Origin of the sequence: Bacteroides faecium (genome assembly GCF_012113595.1) — a bacterium.
GTDB lineage: Bacteria > Bacteroidota > Bacteroidia > Bacteroidales > Bacteroidaceae > Bacteroides > Bacteroides faecium.
The window spans coordinates 3,585,666-3,604,407 of the sequence record NZ_CP050831.1 but is presented as its reverse complement, the minus strand read 5'-3'; the positions used below and the strand labels follow the sequence as shown (position 1 = coordinate 3,604,407).

Annotated in this window: 23 protein-coding genes; 6 read left to right on the top strand and 17 right to left on the bottom strand. The window is 47.2% G+C overall.

The features are described from left to right. The first annotated feature begins 95 nt into the window (after positions 1-95). The 6 genes from BacF7301_RS12945 (at position 96) to BacF7301_RS12920 (ending at position 4,511) form a co-directional block, all read left to right on the top strand. The gene (locus BacF7301_RS12945; protein WP_167963402.1) at positions 96-479 is read left to right on the top strand and encodes a sialidase family protein; all 384 of its coding nucleotides are present in this window, start codon (positions 96-98) and stop codon (positions 477-479) included. Between the two features lie 514 nt (positions 480-993). Continuing rightward, positions 994-1,521 (top strand): antirestriction protein ArdA, encoded by a 528-nt coding sequence (locus BacF7301_RS12940; protein WP_167963400.1) that lies wholly within the window; start codon positions 994-996, stop codon positions 1,519-1,521. 43 nt (positions 1,522-1,564) lie between these two features. Next, a complete protein-coding gene (locus tag BacF7301_RS12935; RefSeq protein ID WP_167963398.1) occupies positions 1,565-1,744 on the top strand; it encodes a hypothetical protein in 180 nt (59 codons plus the stop codon). 3 nt (positions 1,745-1,747) lie between these two features. Continuing rightward, positions 1,748-1,942, top strand: coding sequence for a hypothetical protein (locus tag BacF7301_RS12930; RefSeq protein ID WP_167963396.1), 195 nt, complete (start codon positions 1,748-1,750; stop codon positions 1,940-1,942). A 22-nt stretch (positions 1,943-1,964) separates the two neighbouring features. Further along, the gene (locus tag BacF7301_RS12925) at positions 1,965-2,672 is read left to right on the top strand and encodes an SLOG family protein (RefSeq protein ID WP_167963394.1); all 708 of its coding nucleotides are present in this window, start codon (positions 1,965-1,967) and stop codon (positions 2,670-2,672) included. Positions 2,673-2,795: 123 nt separating this feature from the next. Continuing rightward, positions 2,796-4,511: a ParB/RepB/Spo0J family partition protein gene (locus BacF7301_RS12920; RefSeq protein WP_167963392.1), complete on the top strand. Its 1,716-nt coding sequence runs from the start codon at positions 2,796-2,798 to the stop codon at positions 4,509-4,511. A 284-nt stretch (positions 4,512-4,795) separates the two neighbouring features. On the opposite strand, the gene BacF7301_RS12915 is transcribed toward BacF7301_RS12920, so the two are convergent. The 17 genes from BacF7301_RS12915 to BacF7301_RS12835 form a co-directional block, all read right to left on the bottom strand. After that, positions 4,796-5,398, bottom strand: coding sequence for a hypothetical protein (locus tag BacF7301_RS12915; RefSeq protein WP_167963390.1), 603 nt, complete (start codon positions 5,396-5,398; stop codon positions 4,796-4,798). A gap of 6 nt (positions 5,399-5,404) precedes the next feature. Then, positions 5,405-5,779: a hypothetical protein gene (locus tag BacF7301_RS12910; protein ID WP_167963388.1), complete on the bottom strand. Its 375-nt coding sequence runs from the start codon at positions 5,777-5,779 to the stop codon at positions 5,405-5,407. A 42-nt stretch (positions 5,780-5,821) separates the two neighbouring features. Further along, positions 5,822-6,514 (bottom strand): tetratricopeptide repeat protein, encoded by a 693-nt coding sequence (locus BacF7301_RS12905; RefSeq protein ID WP_167963386.1) that lies wholly within the window; start codon positions 6,512-6,514, stop codon positions 5,822-5,824. A 121-nt stretch (positions 6,515-6,635) separates the two neighbouring features. Then, positions 6,636-7,616 carry a hypothetical protein gene (locus BacF7301_RS12900; protein ID WP_245208229.1) on the bottom strand — a complete coding sequence of 327 codons (981 nt, stop codon included), beginning with the start codon at positions 7,614-7,616 and terminating at the stop codon, positions 6,636-6,638. Between the two features lie 258 nt (positions 7,617-7,874). Further along, complete coding sequence (locus BacF7301_RS12895) at positions 7,875-9,023, bottom strand: hypothetical protein (RefSeq protein WP_245208228.1); 1,149 nt, start codon at positions 9,021-9,023, stop codon at positions 7,875-7,877. Between the two features lie 15 nt (positions 9,024-9,038). Beyond that, on the bottom strand, positions 9,039-9,470 hold the full coding sequence (locus tag BacF7301_RS12890) for a DUF3872 domain-containing protein (RefSeq protein WP_167963384.1): 432 nt from the start codon (positions 9,468-9,470) through the stop codon (positions 9,039-9,041). A 22-nt stretch (positions 9,471-9,492) separates the two neighbouring features. Then, complete coding sequence (locus BacF7301_RS12885; protein WP_167967194.1) at positions 9,493-10,074, bottom strand: conjugal transfer protein TraO; 582 nt, start codon at positions 10,072-10,074, stop codon at positions 9,493-9,495. 3 nt (positions 10,075-10,077) lie between these two features. After that, positions 10,078-11,016 (bottom strand): conjugative transposon protein TraN, encoded by a 939-nt coding sequence (gene traN, locus BacF7301_RS12880; protein WP_167963382.1) that lies wholly within the window; start codon positions 11,014-11,016, stop codon positions 10,078-10,080. Between the two features lie 35 nt (positions 11,017-11,051). Further along, complete coding sequence (gene traM / locus BacF7301_RS12875) at positions 11,052-12,458, bottom strand: conjugative transposon protein TraM (RefSeq protein WP_209319445.1); 1,407 nt, start codon at positions 12,456-12,458, stop codon at positions 11,052-11,054. A gap of 3 nt (positions 12,459-12,461) precedes the next feature. After that, the gene (locus tag BacF7301_RS12870) at positions 12,462-12,731 is read right to left on the bottom strand and encodes a TraL conjugative transposon family protein (protein WP_167963380.1); all 270 of its coding nucleotides are present in this window, start codon (positions 12,729-12,731) and stop codon (positions 12,462-12,464) included. A gap of 4 nt (positions 12,732-12,735) precedes the next feature. Continuing rightward, on the bottom strand, positions 12,736-13,359 hold the full coding sequence (gene traK, locus BacF7301_RS12865) for a conjugative transposon protein TraK (RefSeq protein WP_009131536.1): 624 nt from the start codon (positions 13,357-13,359) through the stop codon (positions 12,736-12,738). 20 nt (positions 13,360-13,379) lie between these two features. Next, positions 13,380-14,384: a conjugative transposon protein TraJ gene (gene traJ / locus BacF7301_RS12860; RefSeq protein ID WP_167963378.1), complete on the bottom strand. Its 1,005-nt coding sequence runs from the start codon at positions 14,382-14,384 to the stop codon at positions 13,380-13,382. Between the two features lie 38 nt (positions 14,385-14,422). Continuing rightward, on the bottom strand, positions 14,423-15,055 hold the full coding sequence (locus BacF7301_RS12855) for a DUF4141 domain-containing protein (protein WP_167963376.1): 633 nt from the start codon (positions 15,053-15,055) through the stop codon (positions 14,423-14,425). A 4-nt stretch (positions 15,056-15,059) separates the two neighbouring features. Then, positions 15,060-15,419, bottom strand: coding sequence for a DUF3876 domain-containing protein (locus tag BacF7301_RS12850; protein WP_167963374.1), 360 nt, complete (start codon positions 15,417-15,419; stop codon positions 15,060-15,062). A 188-nt stretch (positions 15,420-15,607) separates the two neighbouring features. Then, a complete protein-coding gene (locus tag BacF7301_RS12845) occupies positions 15,608-18,109 on the bottom strand; it encodes a TraG family conjugative transposon ATPase (RefSeq protein ID WP_167963372.1) in 2,502 nt (833 codons plus the stop codon). Continuing rightward, entirely contained in the window at positions 18,106-18,426 is a 321-nt protein-coding gene (locus tag BacF7301_RS12840; protein ID WP_167963370.1) for a DUF4133 domain-containing protein, read from the bottom strand. The genes BacF7301_RS12845 and BacF7301_RS12840 overlap by 4 nt, the downstream gene beginning before the upstream one ends. A gap of 12 nt (positions 18,427-18,438) precedes the next feature. Beyond that, positions 18,439-18,738, bottom strand: coding sequence for a DUF4134 domain-containing protein (locus BacF7301_RS12835; protein WP_009131530.1), 300 nt, complete (start codon positions 18,736-18,738; stop codon positions 18,439-18,441). Positions 18,739-18,742 lie beyond the last annotated feature (4 nt).

The window sequence follows — 18,742 nt, the reverse complement described above, 5'->3', positions numbered from 1 at the left end:
TGTTTTGATGGGCAACCGCCTATAATATTCAATCCTTCCTTTTTATCCTCTTCTGCCTCAAATATAAGAATTTAATTTCCAAACCCTCACACAGTTTGCATAATTTATTGGACTGCTGTTTCCATTTATTCCCGCCCACCCGTCAGCGGTATAGGTCTGTTCCAGCTTCCCGTACACCTTCAAGCACTCCGGCAAGCTCCATGCCCGAAAGTGTACGCAAAACCGGAAGGGACAAACGGAACACATTCGCCCGTGCTGTCACCCGGAGCTTCGATTTCATCGAAACTTTCCGTGCGCCATCCCGTTCAAATAAGTTCCCTGATGTTTGTCCCGGCAGCCCCTTATTGTCTTACCCGTTTTTTCAACCGTTATTTTCTTCTTTGGGCTTTGCCGTGACTGAAAGGATAATCCTTGGTCTGCGGAACTTTCCGCCCGTTTCCGCCACTGCCATCGCACGGCCATCCGCAAAAGCCGGATAGCTGATTGCTCTGTCCGTTTACCGTAAACCGGACGAAAAGAACCTCGCCAACCCGCACAACACATTGTCGTGGTGTACCCTTCTTTCTAATCCGATAAATCGGCAAAAGAAGAATCCCCCACGCCAAAGAGTTGTCTTTCCACCCCGCATTACCAACCTATATTTCTTTTCCTTTCCCGGAAACGGAACTTTCCGGCTTTCATAATAGCACTTTCCCGACTTGTACCGATAAGTAATCTATCACTCATTCAATTTACTGAAGGGTTGAATTTTCCCCCTTAGGGCTGATTGGGAAAACATTGACGAAGGTAGGCAGGGGCGAAAGCAAATCCGCAAAAAATGCCAAATCTCCACCCTGTGGGTAGTATTTACCATTTTTTCAGATAATTGCAATTCTCCCTTTCCGCTCTTGATTATTGTCAATGTTCTTCCCAATCAGCCAAAGGGAAAAAATTTGGTTGGGGCGGCAAGCGATGATAACAAAAACAAGTAGTAACAATTTAATTTTTTGAGTTATGGCAACAGATTTTTCAGAAGCAGCAATTTATGTAGGCACATACGCCAAGTACAATGCAGGTTCACTTTTCGGCAAATGGTTCAATCTCTCCGATTTTGCCGACAAAGACGAATTTATGGAAGCGTGCAAGGAACTACACAAAGACGAGGAAGACCCCGAATTTATGTTTCAAGACCGGGAAAACATACCCGAAGAACTCGTTAGCGAAAGTTGGATTTCAGAGATATTCTTCGAGCTACGGGACAAAGTGGAAGATATGGACTCAACCGTACAAGAAGCCTTTTCCGCTTGGTTGGATTGCGAAAGTAGGGATTTAAGCAAAGCCGATGCGGACGACCTTGTAAAAAAATTCACTGATGAATATATCGGGCAATATGACGAGGAAGAAGATTATGCCCGTGAAGTAATAGAACAATGTTACGAGCTACCCGATTTTGCTCTGAATTATTTCGATTATGCAGCCTATGCCCGTGACCTATTCAACGGTAGTTACAAGTTCCTTGACGGTTTTGTATTCTATGCCTAAATACGAACAAGGGCGGAGCAATCCGCCCACAACACCCGATAAAATGAAAACGATCCTTTGGTCTGTGGTGATTTACTTTTTCACCACCACCGCAGGGCAGTTTTTCGCCTTATTCTTCGCCGTACTCCTGTTTTACTTCGTGGCACGGTTTATTCTCGCCCTTGTTTGGCGGTTGTTTGTCGGTATCGTGTTCGTTCTGATTATCATTCTTTTAATATTCTGAATTATGGAAAGAAAGAAATTCAAGCACAAATTTTTATCGTACCTCACCTGTGAAATTGTGGCAGAAACCCGCAAGGGGTACAAGGTTTTAGAAACCCAAGTTTTAGGCGGACGGAAAAAGCCCAAGACAAAGACCGCCTATTATTACAACGTTGATTTTGACAAACAGCGTGGCGTATGGGAAGAAATAACCGAGTAATAACAATCTAAAATATACCAATATGGAAACAAAGAAATTGACTGAAAACGGAATATCAACAACCAAAGGTTTGGGAGAGGAAAAGTATATAAAATGCTGTTTAGGAGCGTTCAGAGGAAAAATATACTACCAATATGACTACCGACATTTAAACGGTGAGTTGTTTTCAACATTGCGTCCCACATTGGAGCAATGCCGGAAAGAGCGTGACGAATGGCTGAAAAAAAGTACCGTTGCTTTTTCGGGACACCGTGCCAATCGGATAGCCAAATTCACGACCGACCGCCAACGTTTTTTTATAAACGTGGCACATAACACGTGGGCAGCGATAAAGGAATTTTGCATAAAGAAAGGTTATCACACCTTTTTGTCGGGAATGGCTGACGGCTTCGACATCATTGCAGCCGAAGAAGTTTTAAAGCTCAAAAAGGAATACCCGTACATCCGTCTAAAATGTGTTATCCCGTTCAAAGGGCAGGCAGACCGATACACCGAAGCCTACAAACAGCGTTATAACAACATTTTGGCGCAAGCCGATGAAGTTGTAACCCTATCCGAAAACTATTTTGAAGGCTGTTTTTTGTGCCGTAACGACTACCTTTTAAATAACTCCGCTTTCCTTATGGTCTATTACGATGCACTCGCCCCCGTTGGCGGAACATATTACACGCTGAAAAATGCGGTAGAACGGAAAATGAATTTTGTAAACGTATGCTATAACCGCAAATAAAACTCACAAGGGCGGAGCAGTCCGCCCGCTACTTTCTTTCGGTGAGCCGAAGCGGTGAAAGAAAGATAGCAAAGAAACCATTTTATCAAGCAGAATTTTAATCAACTTAAAAATAACAGAATTATGAAAGCAACAACAGTAAATCAATCAGCAGCAGAGAAAAACATCACATGGGTATCATTGGCAAACATTCAGCCGAGCAGTTTTAACCCCCGTAAATATTTCAGCGAACCCGCCCTGTATGAACTGGCGGAAAGTATCAAACAACAGGGAGTTTTACAGCCTATCACCGTGCGACCGATAGCCAACACAGACCGTTACGAGATTGTTTTCGGTGAACGCAGATACCGTGCATCCGTCATTGCGGAAATGGAACAGATACCCGTCATTGTTTCGGAACTGACGGACGATGCAGCCGAAGATGCAGCCATAGCCGAGAACTTGCAGCGTGAAGACGTGACACCCATAGAGGAAGCCAACGCCTACCAACGCATGATTGAAACGGGAAGGCACACCGTAGCAACGTTGGCGGTACGTTTCGGCAAGAACGAGAACTATATCCGTACCCGTTTGAAATTCACCGCCCTAATCCCCGAAATAGCTGAATTATTGGAAACGGACGAAATCACCATCAGCGTAGCAGCCGAAATCTGCCGTTACGGGGAAGATATACAGCGTGAAGTGTACGAGAAACATTTGCAGGACGGGAACAACTACAACAGTTGGCGGGGACTGAAAGCTGCCGATGTTGCCAAACGGATAGAGAGCAACTATACCACCGATTTGCGCTACTATTCCTTTGACAAGACCGAGTGTGCAACGTGCGCCCACAATACGAACAATCTGCTTTTGTTTGCCGATGGCGGCTGCGGACATTGCGCCAACCGCACTTGTCTGGCTGAAATGAACGCATCTTTCCTCATGGAGAGAGCCGTTCAAATCATGCAGCAAACCCCGAACGTTTCCCTTTGCCGTGACCGTTACAGCACCAACGAAACAGTGATAGAACGGTTAATCGCTTTAGGGTACGAGGTTGAAAGCCTTGAAAGATACACCGCTTTCCCCGTCAGCCCCCAAGAACCCAAAGAGGAAAATTTTAACACCCCCGAACGTTACGAGGAAGCCCGCACCCGTTACGAACAGCAATGGGCGGACTATATGGAGAAAGAGGAAGAAATCACAGGGCGGAGCGAAGCGGGAGAAATCACCGTTTACGCCAAGATAGGGAAACAGGAGATTACTTTCTGTTATGTGGAGAACGCAACCGAAGCGGACGGAACGCCCACCGAAACCACCCTTTCACCTGTTCAGAAATTGGAGAAGCAGGACGAGCGCAACAAGGAGATAGCCGTAGAAAGGACGGTTGAAGATACCAAACGGCAGATAATGGAAGCCGACATAACGGGCGGAAAGTTCAGTGCGGACGAGGAAAAGATACTTTATTTCTTCATGCTCTCCAATTTGCGGAGCGAACATTTTGCTGCCGTAGGTATCACCGAAGAAGGGAAACACTACCTCACGGACGAGGACAAAATGAATATCGTGGAAAATCTCACCGTTAGGATAAAAACCATTATCCGCAGGGATTATCTGATAGCCAATTTCCGAAGCGCATACGGCAACAATACCGAAGCATCCCTTTTGCTTGACTTCGCCCGTAAGCACATGCCCGAAGAACTTTCAGCCATCGAAAGCGGATATAACGAAGTGTACGAGAAACGACACCAGCGCATCGAGGAACGCAAAGCCGTTCTTTTGGTACAGGAAAAGACGAAGGCAAAAGGGCATGAAATCACCCAACCCGAAGAACAACCGCAGCCCGAAGGGATTGCAGCCTAACCACTTTCTTTCTACTCTTTTGTTTCATCGCCGGAAGTTCGGGACGGGTAGCGATCCGCCCGGACTTCTTTTTTTACCGCCCTTTGTTCCTTACCGGATATTTTGCCGGACTTCTTTCTTTCGTGAGCCGTAGCGGAAAAGACAAGAAGCAAAGAAACCACTCTTTCAATCGGATTTTTTCACTACTTTCTTCCGTGACGCTGTGGCGGGAAAGCAAAGTAGCAAAGAACCACTGTTACAACCTTGATTTTATCATCCGTCTTCCTTTAAATTTGAGTACTCATTTAATAAAACATTTTAAATTCATTCTCCCCATCAGGTATATAAAGCATTATGTTTTTACTTGTAATAGTATTTGCTTTTGCATCTTTATATTCTTTCGATTTATAATAATCCACCCGCAAGACTGTCTTCAAGTCAATTTTAGAGCGTAATTGCACTAATTTATTGCCATGACAAAGTACCATTTCATAATTTTGTACAGGAAGGACTTTTCTATCTAAAACACCATCAACGTTAAAGAAAACTTTAGCTCCTTTTGAAAAGTCAGGATAATCTTCCTTTTTTAAGTATATCATTTCGGCTTCATGCAATGTAACATCAGCAGTTTCCCTTAAAAATGTGTATAAATCGCAATCGATTATCCACTTTTGTACTTTATTGTAATAATCGACTACTTTTTGTTCCAAATCCGGAATAGTAGATAAATCTTGTGCGTTCTTTAATCTATCGCTATAATCGAAAGGCAGTTCAGCCGTAAAACGGGATTCTCCTTTAAAGACCTTTAATTTTTTCTCTCCTATATTTGCCGGTAAACGCAGACTTTCCCCCAGTTGTTTAGCTTTGCTTAATGGCTGTTCTTTATCCTCTAAATAGTATATTTTCACATCAACTCATGCCTTATCGGTCAAATAGAGTTCATTTTTCTTAGGCAAAACTTCTATTCCGTAAGAAAATTCACCACTGCTTCTTAAATAGGCATTGATAGGAAGAAGCATTGTTTGCCCTTCATCTTTAACAAATTGGTGTCCTATCAATATGTCATTGACAGAAACAATAACCTTACATTCCTGTTTGTTTATTTGGATGTAATACATTGGTTTAACAGGGTAGGACTTCATTAAGGAAGCCTGCTTCTCTAAAAATTCTTCAACTTTCATATCCATATTTTTATTTTCTAAATTATCAATAGCTTGTCCTTTACATAGAACAGGTAAAAGAAATGCTATAATAAATACGAATTGCCTCATACTGCTTTTCATTTTCATATCTTTTGATTTTTGATTGTCGCTCCAAAGTTACCCCGCCATTTAATTCCCTTTATGTCTCTTCAAAGAATCATTCTTTTCCTGAATATACTCCTCGCACAAGGGCAACAGCATATTTGCTTGTACACATCCTAATTCGCTGCTCTTTATCCAATCCTCACAAGCTCCGTTTTTATCTCCGGTTCGCTTGCGAGCCAATCCTCGACCGTAATACAGTCTGTAATCCTCTGGGAAATACTTAATGCCCTCACCGTAGGCTTCTGCCGATTCTTTGAAACGTTCTAAGTCATATAAGGCACGTCCCAGATTATTGTATATATCGGAATCCGGTTCACAATACTTGATAGCTAAGCGGTAATCAGAAAGTTCACCTTTAAAGTCTCCCATTTCATATTTAAGTAAAGCACGGTTATGATATGCTTGTGCGAAATATTTATTAATCTCAATTGCCTTTGTATAATCATCAATAGCTCCTTTATAATTCTTAATACTCATTTTAGCATTTGCTCTATTATAGTAAGCAATATCGTAATCGGGATTGAATGATATTGCTTTTGTATAATCCTTTATTGCTCCACGTTTATCTCCATTTGCAGATTTAACTTTTCCTGATTCCTTATATTTATAAGCACTCAGTGTATCAATTGTATTTTGTTCCGTTTTTGACTGATGTGAACCATCAAAACAACATATTAATAACAATAATAAAAAACAACCAATAACATATTTTACCATGACATGAATTTTAAATATCTGATTTTGCTGTTACTCTCGTGAACGGTTTAATTCTCTCGTCATTAATCGCCTCTTCAAGTTCTTCGACAATTGCTATTCATTATTAAAATAAGATATGTCATTAATATAATTCCATTAGTTCATCGCTGCCTTGTGGCATATACAGAGAAATGAACTTGGATGCAGAAACTACACGCATATTAGGGGAGAGTTTCTTTTGCTCTTCCGTATCATAAAAATTAGCTCGTAGAACATTATCCAATTCAACTTTACGCCGCAGATAGACCAGTTTACCATTTCCGCAAATAACCATCTCGTAATTTTCGATAGGCAACAAAATCCAATCTATAGGTTCACAGAGAAAACGAAATAAATCATCTGAATCAATATAGGCTTTTCTCAATGCGTTTTCCCCCAAATAATTCATATCGGTTAATACCCACGTAGTGGAAAGGCGCATCTTTTGGTACTCATAATACTTTCCATCTATCATCATTCGGCGGACTTTGTTATAATGAGCCAGAACCTTTTTTTCTAAGTCTGGGACTTTCCGCAGGTCTTTTGCCTCGGCAAGAATCCTTTTGTGATCGAAAGGAAGTGTAGCATTAAAACTTACAGAATCGGTATATATTGGAAGTTTTTTTGTTCCGATTTCTACCGGAGTATCTAACTCCACCAATGTTTTAGGCATACCCACCAACTTTTCCTTATAGTGAACAACCTTTATATTGACACTGGCATTTTTGGTAACTTCTGTTTCGCCAATACAAGGATAAACTTGAATGCTGACCGTATGTTTTCCACTTCCGAATAAAACATCATTGATAGGATAAAGCATTGATTGACCATCATTCTTTACAAAATGATGACCTATAGGAATATCATCCACTCTGATAAGTAGCCTGCATCCTGTTTTATTGATTTGCAAATAGTATGCAGGCTTTTCGGGGTAAGTCTCTACCATTTTCAATTCTTCTTTTATCAACTCTTCCAATTTTACTATTTCCTGTTTCATCTCTTTTTCTGTTTTTGTTTTCACTTGCGCATTGCCACAACTCGCAAATGCCATTATAGCCATAATTAAAAATGTTTTAATATTCATAATCCGGTATTTTATTATTTACTTTTCATTGATAGTACCAAAGATACCCCGCCACCCCTAAACTCCCTTTTCGTTTCCCGTCCGTTCTTTTTCGATAATCGACCATATTAGGATATTTAACGGCTTCATCTGGCATCTTTTGCCAAATATAAAATAAAGTTTTTAGAAAACACAGTGTTTGCTGTATTTTTCATTGCTACCCATACAAAAAAGCATCCCGAAGGATGCTTTCTCACTATTTTGTATTGTCGGCTCATATCACATCCGCAATCCTTTTTTCCGTTCCTGCCGGATAGCCGAGAAAGAAAAGTCCTGCTTTTCCTTGTCGAACTTCACCGCCTTGTCCTTCTGTACCCCGTCCGGCGTTTCCATCCGGCGCACGTTCAGCGGTTTCCCGTTGTAGAAGTCCGTCATCTGTTGGTATGTGAACTTTTCCCCCGTCCGTGCTTCCATCATTTTGCAGAGCGAATACACGTTGCACCCGTTTTTCACGCTTTCCGGTATCAAGTCCGGACGTTGGGCTGTTTCTTGGGGATAGAGTTTTGCTGCCAGCAGGCAGATTTCCGGCGAACGCTCCGCTTTCGGAAGCAGGGCAAATGACATCCAGCTATGTTCCGCACATTTTCGGTACAGCCCTTCCGTTTTCAGTTCCGCACGTACCTTTTCGCCCGCAAGGGCTTCCGTACCTGCTTCCTTTACCGCCTTTTCAGCCCGTTCCACGGTTTGCAGATGGGCAGGCAGCACACCCAAACACCGCCCGTCCTGTTCGATGGCATAGTCCGCTATCCGGCTGTCAATGACTCCCGGTGCAAGGGCACTCAATATTTCCGGCAGTTCAACATCGCCGCACCCGTTATTCGCCCTGATATATTCCAGACAAATATCCGGGAATGGCACATAGTGCAACAGTTCCAAGTTTTCATAAGCCAAATCTGCACTGTTATCAAGTGCAAGACGGCACATTTCCGGCGTTTTCACCTCTTCCGGCACGTGTGCCAGTTCCCAGCCGTCTTGCCGGACGGCAGCCGTGCACTTCTCACTCGTGCGTTCAAACCGGCACAATCTTTCCAGAGAATAATCCCCGTTCTCCGTTTCGTCCTGATACCTTCCCGTTCTATGGCTATGTTCCCGGACAAGTTCACTCAACCTGCGGATAGGAAGCTCTGTTTTTGAACTGATACCCAGCGGTATCAGTTCTTCATCACTTTTCAGCAACATATTGCCGTTGTGTATCGTCCCGTGCCAAACCAGCCAAAGCGGAGTTACGGACAAGGCTTGCGGGGTAAACCGTTGAAAGTCCTGCTTTTCCCCGTCTGTAAATCCCATCCGTTTAAATTCCTCTTTCGCCTGTTCGCACCCCATATCTATATTAAGAAGATACACCCCCGGAACTGTATTCTCTTTCATTGTTTACTTTTTTAGTCATTCTTCCGAATTGTCATTATTAAAACTTAGCTCCAGTTCCACGGTTTGGGAAAATGAATTTTCCACCCACACCTTCAAACTGCTCTGATCGTCCGACTGCGAAGTAAAATACAGCCGGAACGTTTCTTTCTCCAGCGGGTAACGGTCATTCGGCAGTAGCACCGTGCCATCCTCTGTTTTCAATGTACCTTTCCCGTCATAGAGGAACCAGCGTATCGTGTACCGGGTATCTTCCCAGCGTCCATCCCGTTTGAGTTCACAACGGATTTCCGCCGTTTCGTTCACCTTCAGTTTTTTGGGGACGGGCATCGTCTCCACCGTGAACGGGTATCTCGTCTGAATATCCAACTGACTATTACAGGCACACACAAGCACGAGGGCGGCCACTATGTAGCAGCCCACGAGCATTTGATAAATTATCTTCTTCATATACATTATCATATTATAGTAGTTATCGAATCATAAACCTAATTCCCACACCGACCTGCGAGTGGAATTTTCCGCAATCACCCCCGAACAGCATCCTTTGCCGTCCGTTTACCAGCAAGACAATCCTGTCCGTCAGGTATGCGGACAATTCCAGCGTCAGCGCACCCCCGTAAATGAAATTATCCCCGTCAGTCAGCCGTGAACCGTCCGGCATCATCGGCTCGCCCCAGTTCACCGTTTCATACCCGGCAAGGGCGGACAATCCCAGTGCCGCAAAAAATGTCTTCTTCCTGTCCGAAAGGAAGTTCAGGTAATACCCGCCTTCCCCCGTGAACTGGCTGACCGGATAAAGGCTGCCCCGGTAGTCATACCGCTTTTCCAGATACTCCGCACCGACCACCCAATGATGGGCGTTTTTCGTGTAAGTGCTTACCGCTATCCCGGCATGGTAGCCGAAACCGTTGCCGTTTTTCCAACGCAGATCGTCCGAAAGTCCGCCCGTGAACTGTATTCCCTTCATTCCGGGCAGGCATCTCTGGGCGTGTGCCTGGTTAAAATGCAGGCACACCCCGAAGAGCATGATAATCAACAATACCCTTTTCATCATTTACTTTATTTTCAGTTCGTTAATCACTTTCGCCGCCACAAGGTCGGCGTTCTCCACCCGTATCGTCTGATGCCTGCCGCCGTTCTTCTCGAACAGTTCGATAACCAGAATCTTGTCGTCCGGTATGGTGAACTGCGGAACGACGTACACCGTGCGCACATTGCTTTTCCCGTTTGTTATCAGTACCTCGTTATAGCTGCGTACCGGATCTATCGCCCGTTCCTGAATGGCGGTGCGCTTCGGCACTTTCTTATCCACAATCTTGAACTTGATAAAGTCCGTGTTGAAAGCCACGTTCGACCTGTTCCTTGTTTCCGTATGGAAATAGAACAGCCCGTTATGCGAGTGGATGGATTTCAAAAGGAACTGCACCCCGAAGCGTTTGCAACCCAGATGCTTGATTTCCCGCTTGTCCGCCTTATAGATGCTCTGCATAATCAGCTTCACCAGCAGCGGGCTTTCGCTGCCCAGTTCACGGAAATAGATATTCATCCGGGTATGCGAAAAGTCCGTTGTGTCCTCATTCTCCAAAAAGTCTTTCATCTCGATGTTCAGCATTTCCGGCTCATGCGCATACTTCGCATTAAAACTGTAAAAACTACCATCCTCACAAATCACCGAGAAATTCGTTTCCCCCGGAAACCCTTCGGTCGTAGCCTTCACCCGGATCACGTTCTCCGCCCCGTCCGCTTTTCCGGCAATAATCCAGTTGCTACCCAAGTCCACATACTTCACCGCTGACGGGAAAATAATATGCACTGTTTTTGCAAACGTCACCTGTACCCCGAACGGAGTAACCATCTGCCGATAGGGTAACTTTTGCGTAATCCCTTGATACAGGTCATTTCCGGCAACCGTCCGTACCGTGTCATTCACTTGTGCGTTCACGCACATTACTGCGCCCATAACGAGGGCAACCAATCCAAAAATCTTTTTCATTGTCTTTTCTTTTTTATGATTTATAGTTTGTTTATCTATTGTTGTTTAGCGTAAAGCATCAATTCATACCCCGCTTTCAGATGCACCTTCACCGTCCGGAACTTCTTCGCAAGATACTGGCTGCCGCCTTGCATTACTCCCCTTGTCAAATCCATAGCAATCTGCTGTCCGGCACTCTGCGCAAACGAAATGCTTGTCCCCAGTCCGCCGCCGATATTCGCAAGGGCTTCCTTTGCCGCTTCCTGTTCCAGCGACGAAGGAACGGACAAGCCTTTCTGCCCGTCACTGTCATACACCGCCAGTTCCACGGGCAACAAGTTACCCCGGTATTCGATGGACGATACCACAATATCCAGCCGTTCCCCCTGTACCTTTCCCGTACCCGAAACAAGGGTATTCTGCGGAATCACAAGGTTTCCCGCTTGCAGCGGTTCGAGCAGCCGGAGCTTCACCGTCTGCCCGTCCATAATCGTCTGGTCTTGATGGATGCACGCCCGTATCGTATTCTTTCCCATAGCGTACCCGCTGCCGACCGCCGTATTGAACCCGTAGTTTCTCGGCTGGCTGTACGCCCGCATGAACTCCGCATCGCTCATCGGCTGTTGCAGTCCCGACACCGTTTGCTGCCGTGCCGCCTGTACCGCAACGACGGGCTTTCCCATCCCTTGTCCGGTATTCTGTCCGGTAACGGGAACTTGCACGATCGCACCGCTTTGTCCTGCCTGCCCGTTCTGTCCCATGTACTTGGCGGCAAGCTCGTAGCTCTTTTCCATCAGGGCGACTTGCTCGTCTATGCCGCCCGCCTGTCCCTGCTGCGCATCCAGCCGGGCGGTCAGTTCTTCCACCTGACGTTTCAGTTCTTCCTTTTCCTCGTCCACCTTCGGCGTTTCGTAGAACGTGCCGAGTTGTCGGTTGATGTCCCGGTAGGCAACCGTCGAAGAGTTCACGCCCTTTCCCCGTGACGAACCCGAATAGTCCCTGAACGGCTCCCGTTCCGGCTCGCTGTCCGGCAGTTCCATTTCCACCTCGTCCGTCCCGTTATCAGCCGCAAAAGCGAAATCCTGCAACGAGCGTACCTTGTCCGCCTGCTTCTTTTCTACCTGTGCCTGCTCATAGGCTTTCCGCTTGTCGCCGATAATCCCGTCATTCTCCGGCAGCGGAATATCGGCGTTGAACGCCCCGACCGTTTCCCCGCCTTCGTCCTTCTTGTCCGAAGGTGCGAAGATCAGCCACATACTACCCAAAAACAGCAAGCCCATCAACGGGTACACCAACAGCTTTTTCCGCTGCTGCATCTGTTTCGGTGTCAGTTCTCTGGCGGCTTTCTTGTCCTTTCCGCCGCCTTTTTTCCCTTTGTCCCCTTTCCCCGTGTCCGGGGCTGCGGCATCCGTCACCGTTACGTGCTGCGTTACCGTTTCTTTTTCCTGATTCTGTTCTTCCATGATTTACTGGTTGTTAAAAGGATTGATTATACTGTCATTCTTTAGCCGGATTTGGTCGATATGCTCTATCCCCAGTTCCCGACCGTCACTTTTTCCGATGTTGTAGATGGCTGCCACTGTCATGTACACCGACAACCCGCCGAACACCACGAACATCACAAGGATAACCACCACCCGCTGATCCGGCGTGATACGCCCGCACAGGCGGCGGAGCTTTACGTCCGCCCAGTCCTGTATTTCAGCAATGACCTTCGCTATAAATTTTCCGACCATGCCGTTAGCGTTTGATGGTTTGCAAGTCCTTGTTCTCGGTAATCTCGAAGCCCTCGATGATGAACCCCTGCGGGTTGTTGTCACTCCTGACGGCATCCAACAACCGGCAGCGGGTGACAAGGCTTCTTTCCGTCACCGAGCTTTCACGGAGGATGATCTGGCGGGCGAACGTCCGCACATTGTACGGGTACTTGTCAAAGTCGCACCGCACGCTGTCGATCTGTACCATCTGGTTGATGTTCCCCGAAATCACCCGGTTATAATACCCCTTTTCCGAGAGGTCTTTGTAGTAGTTAAATGCGCTCTTGTCCGCCAGCATCAGCGAGCGTTTGATATTGCCCTCGATAGCCGACTTGTCCGGCGAGAGGGTGAAAAACAGCTCGTGAAACCTGCGCACGTGTTCCCGTGCTTCCACCGGGCGGTTCTGCTGCACGTCCTGCGAGAGTGCCAGCATCAGCGACTTCCCGTTATCCAGCACATAAATCTTCTGCCGTTGCGCTTCGGCAAAGCTGTACGACTTCCAGAGCGCAAAGCCCGTCACCACCGCACACAGGCAGATGAACACCAGCGCAAACAAACGTATCTGCCTGAAACTCGTTTCGATATTCTTCAAACTTTTAAATTCCATTTCCTTTCTTGATTTTTTAGTTACTTGATAAGTTTTCCGGCGACATTCCCCACGGCAGCACCCGCCCCGGCAGCGGCAACATTCCCCGCTTTGGCGGCAGTCGTGTTCATCGCACGGTTCGCACCGCTTACGCCGCCCGCCATGATGATCCAGTTCGCAACGGTCGGTATCGTGAAGTACCCGAATATCCCGATAATCAGGAATACCATGTACACCGTATTACTGCTGTCCGGTATAAAGGTGGGATCGCTCATCGCCTCTATGTCCTTGGTGAGCATCAACACCTGAATCCTTGCCAGCACCGAGCTGAACAGGTCGCTCACGGGCAGCCACATATAGACGGAGATATACCGGGTGATCCACTGCGTCAGGGTGCTTTGGAATCCATCATAGACGCTTATCGCAAAGGCGATAGGCCCTAAGATGGAGAGGACGATCAGAAAGAACGTCCGTATCGTGTCTATCACCAGCCCGGCGGACTGGAACAGCAGTTCCAAGAGTTCCTGAAACCACCTGCGTATATTCTGTTTCATCCGGTACTCCGCCCGGTCTATGTACATCCCGCCCATCGTAATCAGGTCGCCCGCCGACCATCCGAGTTCATCCAGTTTCTTGTCGAACTCTTCCTTATCCACGAGGTACGCCGTTTCCGGATTCCGCTTGTTCGCCTCATATTCCAGCCTGTCCTTCTGTTCCCGGTACTTGTTCATGTCGAAGGTCTGCGTTTCCAGCATCCCGTGGCAGCCTTTCACCACGGGAGAGAGAACCGTGTTAATCGTGCCCAGCACGAAGGTCGGGAAGAACATGATGCACAGCCCGACGGCAAAGGGGCGGAGCAGCGGGTACACATCTATCGGTTCGGCACGGGCAAGTGCTTGCCACACTTTGGCGGCAACATAGAACAGCGCACCCAACCCGGCTATCCCTTTGGCTACGCCCGTCAAATTCGAGCATAGCGGCATCATTTCCTGATATAGCGTGTGCAATATCTGATGCAGGTTTTCAAAGTCTATTGATAATAACATCGTCTTACCTTATTATATATATGTATAGGAATCCGTTCTCACCAATAGCGTTCGTCCGCCGAGCCGTACAACGCCATCACCCGGTCGGTATCGTTTTTCTTTTTCGCCCGCAGGTAACTCACCGAGATATTCTTGTTCGTGTAGTACTGCACCAGATTACGGTATTCCAGTAGCCGTTTATAGCTCTGGTCAATGATTGCCAGCCGTTCCGCATCCGATAGCGACATCCCGGTGATATTCACCACGTTTTTCAAGTCCTGCAATACGTCCGCACTCTCGCTTAGCAGCCTTGCGTATCCGAACGAGATAGTACTCAATTCATCCGGCGTATAGTTCGGATCACCTAACATCTTCTGGTAGTTCCGCACATAGATTTCCGAAATATCCGCCACCATCTCGATGCTCTTCTTTACCTTCACGCCGCCCTTTATCACGTCGTGTACGTCCTTTAGCGCATCATAATATTTTTTACCTTGCTCAAAAACTTTGGCGGTTTCTTTAAAACCGTCCAATGTGTTTTTCGCCGTTGTAGAGGTCTGCGCAATCTGTTTGACGGTATTGATAATCCCTTGCGCCAAGTTCCCCGGATCGCTCACAACCCACTGTGCGTTAGCCGTACCCGCTGCCAGCAGGCACGCCAACCCCATGACTATTGCTTTTATCTGTTTCATGTTCTTACTTGTTTAATTGATGGTTACTCCGTTTATATTCCCCGCCGGGCGACAGGTGTATGCGGTCTTTCTCCTTGTCATAGGTCAGCATCACCGCCAGCCCCGTTTCGATAAAGAGGTAGCCGTCCGTTTCACGCACGAGGTACGTTTCCGTCCGGGTACTTCCCGCATGGCTTTTCTTTATCACCGTTACCCGGTATTGCCCGTTCTCTTCCGAAAGGGTAAAGGGCGGCTTATTGCCTGTGCTTACCCAGTCGCCCCGCATCTTTTCCAGTCGGTCGGCGTTCGTTTCCTTGCAGGAAGACAGTACCGCCACCGATACCACTGCCGCCAGCAGTAGTATAATCTGTTTCAATCGTTTCATACTGATTTCGTTTTTAATGATGATTTGTACAACCAGCCGTTTGTACGTTTAGCCGTTTAGTCATTTAGCCAACCAACCGTTTAGCCAGCCGTTTGACTGTTCAACCGTTCAGTCGATTAGCCAGCCAATCAACCATCCGGCTATCCGTACATTCAGCCATTCATTTTCACATATTCTTTCCGGCGCAACTACTTGTACTTCGTTTCCGCCAGCCGTCTGATGGCAAGCTCCAAGTCGCCGCCCAACTCTTCCGCAAGGTTGAACACTTCCGTTTTCTCGCTCTCTTCGGTGGTGTACGTCAGGTATTCGGCGGGCGAAACTTCCGTTGCATACACCGCCGACTGCACCCCGTTCAGTCCGATCCAGACCTCTTTGTATTTTCGTCCGGGATGGTTGGCAAGGTTGATGGATAGTATCTGCGCTTTCTCCTTCTCCGTCAGTCCGAGCATCGCCTGTATGCCGTCAAACTTGTTCATGTACTTTTTCTGGTCTAAAAGGATTTTGCAGTCCGAGTTATTGATGATACTTTCCTTCACCACAGGGGACGAGATAATATCATCGACTTCCTGCGTGACGACAATCGCCTCGCCGAAATATTTCCTGACCGTTTTGTACATATATTTTAAATAATTTGCCATATTCTCCGTAGTAAGAGCCTTCCATGCTTCTTCCACAATCAGGAGCTTGCGAATCCCTTTTAACCGCCGCATCTTGTTGATGAACGCTTCCATGATAATGATTACCACTACCGGGAAAAGTTCGGCATTATCCTTTATACTGTCAATTTCAAATACTATGAACCGTTTGTGCAGCAGGTCGATATTCTCACGGGAGTTCAGCAGGAAGTCGAACCGTCCGCCCTTGTAATACTGCCGTAGCGTAGTCAGGAAGTTGTCGATATTGAAATCTTCCCGGCTTACCTTGATGTCCCTTTTCTCCAGTTCCGCCCGGTAATCATTCAGCATATACTCGTAGAAGGTATCGAAGCACGGCACGATACTGCGGTCTTGCTGTATCTTCTTGATATATGCCGATACCGCACTGCCCAGCTCGCCGCTTTCCGTTTTCGTGATCTTGTCGTCCTCACTCTTCCAAAGGGTGAGCAACAGCGTTTTTATGCTATCCTTTTTCTCCACGTTGAACTTGTAATCGTCTGTAAAGAAAGGATTGAAACTGATCGGCTTCTCTTCCGAATACGTGTAATAAATCCCGTCCGTCCCCTTTGTTTTCCGGTGTATCATTTCGCACAGACCTTGATACGAGTTACCCGTATCGACCAGTACGATATGGCTATTCTGTTCGTAATACTGCCTGACTAAGTGGTTCATAAAGAACGATTTCCCGCTACCACTCGGCCCCAAGACGAACTTGTTGCGATTGGTAATTACTCCCTTCTTCATCGGCAAGTCCGATATATCCAGATGCAGCGGTCTGCCCGTCACCCGATCCACCATCTTGATGCCGAAGGGCGAGAGCGAACTCTTGTAATTCGTTTCTTCCGTGAAGAAGCACAGGGCTTGCGGGATGAATGTGTAGAAACTTTCCTCGAAAGGAAAATCCCCCTCGTTCCCCGGTATGCCCGCCCAGAAAAGTGTCGGCACGTCCGTTGTGTTATGCCGTGGCTTGCACTCCATAAGGGCAAGCTGGCTGCCCACGTCATTCTTGATGTGTTTCAGTTCTTCCCGGTTGTCCGACCATGCCATCACGTTACAGTGGCAGCGTACCGAAACCAGCCCCTTGCTGTGCGCTTCGTTCAGGTATTCCTCTATCCAAGCCTTGTTGATCTGGTTGGAACGGGAGTAACGGGATAACGACTGCATATTCCTTGCGGTCTGCTCGAACCGTTTCAGGCTCTCCGTATGGTCGTCAATAAAGATATACTGGTTATACACGTGGTTACACGTCAGCAGCACGCCCACCGGGGCGGCGAACGACAAACGGCAATCGCTCCGGTCGGTGGATAACCGTTCATAACGGCTGTCCGTTCCCACGTTACCCGGCAGATCCTCTACGTCCGAAAGGGTATGCAGGCAGAGAAAGTCATCGCCTATCCGCATCTCTTCTGGGTTCAGCGAAATATCCTTTAGAACAGTGGTATCGTTTTGCGAAAGGGCGAAATATTTCTCCACGATACCCGCCGTCGTTTCCGTCCCGACAATCTCGTCCGCCCGCAGGCGGGCGAGCGTGATAAACCCGCTGTCGTTCATGATCCGCTCGAACTGTCCGACCGCTTCGAGGAACTTCGTTACCGCTTCCTTGTCCTCGATTTCCTTCGGGATAATCTTGCCCTTGCACAGCGTGCTGAACGTGCTTTCCTGACGGCTGCGCATCTTCGTGGTCTTGGTAAGGAACAGGTAACAGAAGTGGTTCAGGAACGGGCGTTCATTAAAGTGCCGTTCAAAGCTCCGGCTTAGAAAACTAAGTTCGTCCCTGTCGATCTCCGGCTGGTACTTCTCTTCGATGAAGAAGTCCTGTTTATGCACGATGGAGAAGTCCGGCAATACCTTCACCGCCTTGTGCCATGCCGAATGTATCGCTTCGTACTCGTTACTGGTAACGGTGAACAGTTCCGGCAGTTCCACCTTGAAGGCTACCGTCACGTCCGCATCTTTGCTCACGATGCAGCCGTTCTCTACTGCCAATAGCGGAAACTTGCTTTCCAGCGTTGCCGCTTTCATTACATTTCTCATTCTTTCTTGTATTTGGTAAATAATCGGGGAATTTTCAGTCGGTTCAGCACATACCTCGGATGCCGTTTCCGGGCGGCGGCTTTCATCAGCCCGTGCGTGCCGTATTTGGCATTAAGCCGGAACGTCAGCCATACCAGCAGCGTAGCCGCAGTCACGCCGAAGCCGATGCACACCCACTGGTTTACGCCCGTCATGTACAGGATAACGAACACCACGAACACGGCAAGCAACCCGGCGGCGAACACAAAAAGGTATTGGCTTTCCAAGCCCTTGAACTCCACGTTCCTGCCAATCCCCTTGTTGATTTCAAAGTTCATAACCCGCTTCTTTTACAGGAAGAAAGAGCGCAGGATAGTAGCGGCGACAATCAAGAAGATACAAGCTCCGAACCAGCTTGCCGCTGTCTTGCTCGTATCGGGATCACCGCTGCTGAACTTTCCATACACTTTTACCCCACCAATCAACCCCACCACCGCACCGATGGCGTAAATCAATTTCGTTCCCGGATCGAAATACGAAGTCACCATTTGCGTGGCTTCCGTGATACCCGCTTGTCCGTTGCCTTGTGCCATCGCACCAGCGGCAGCCATTACACAGGCCGCCATCAAAAAGAATCTCTTTTTTGTCATTGTC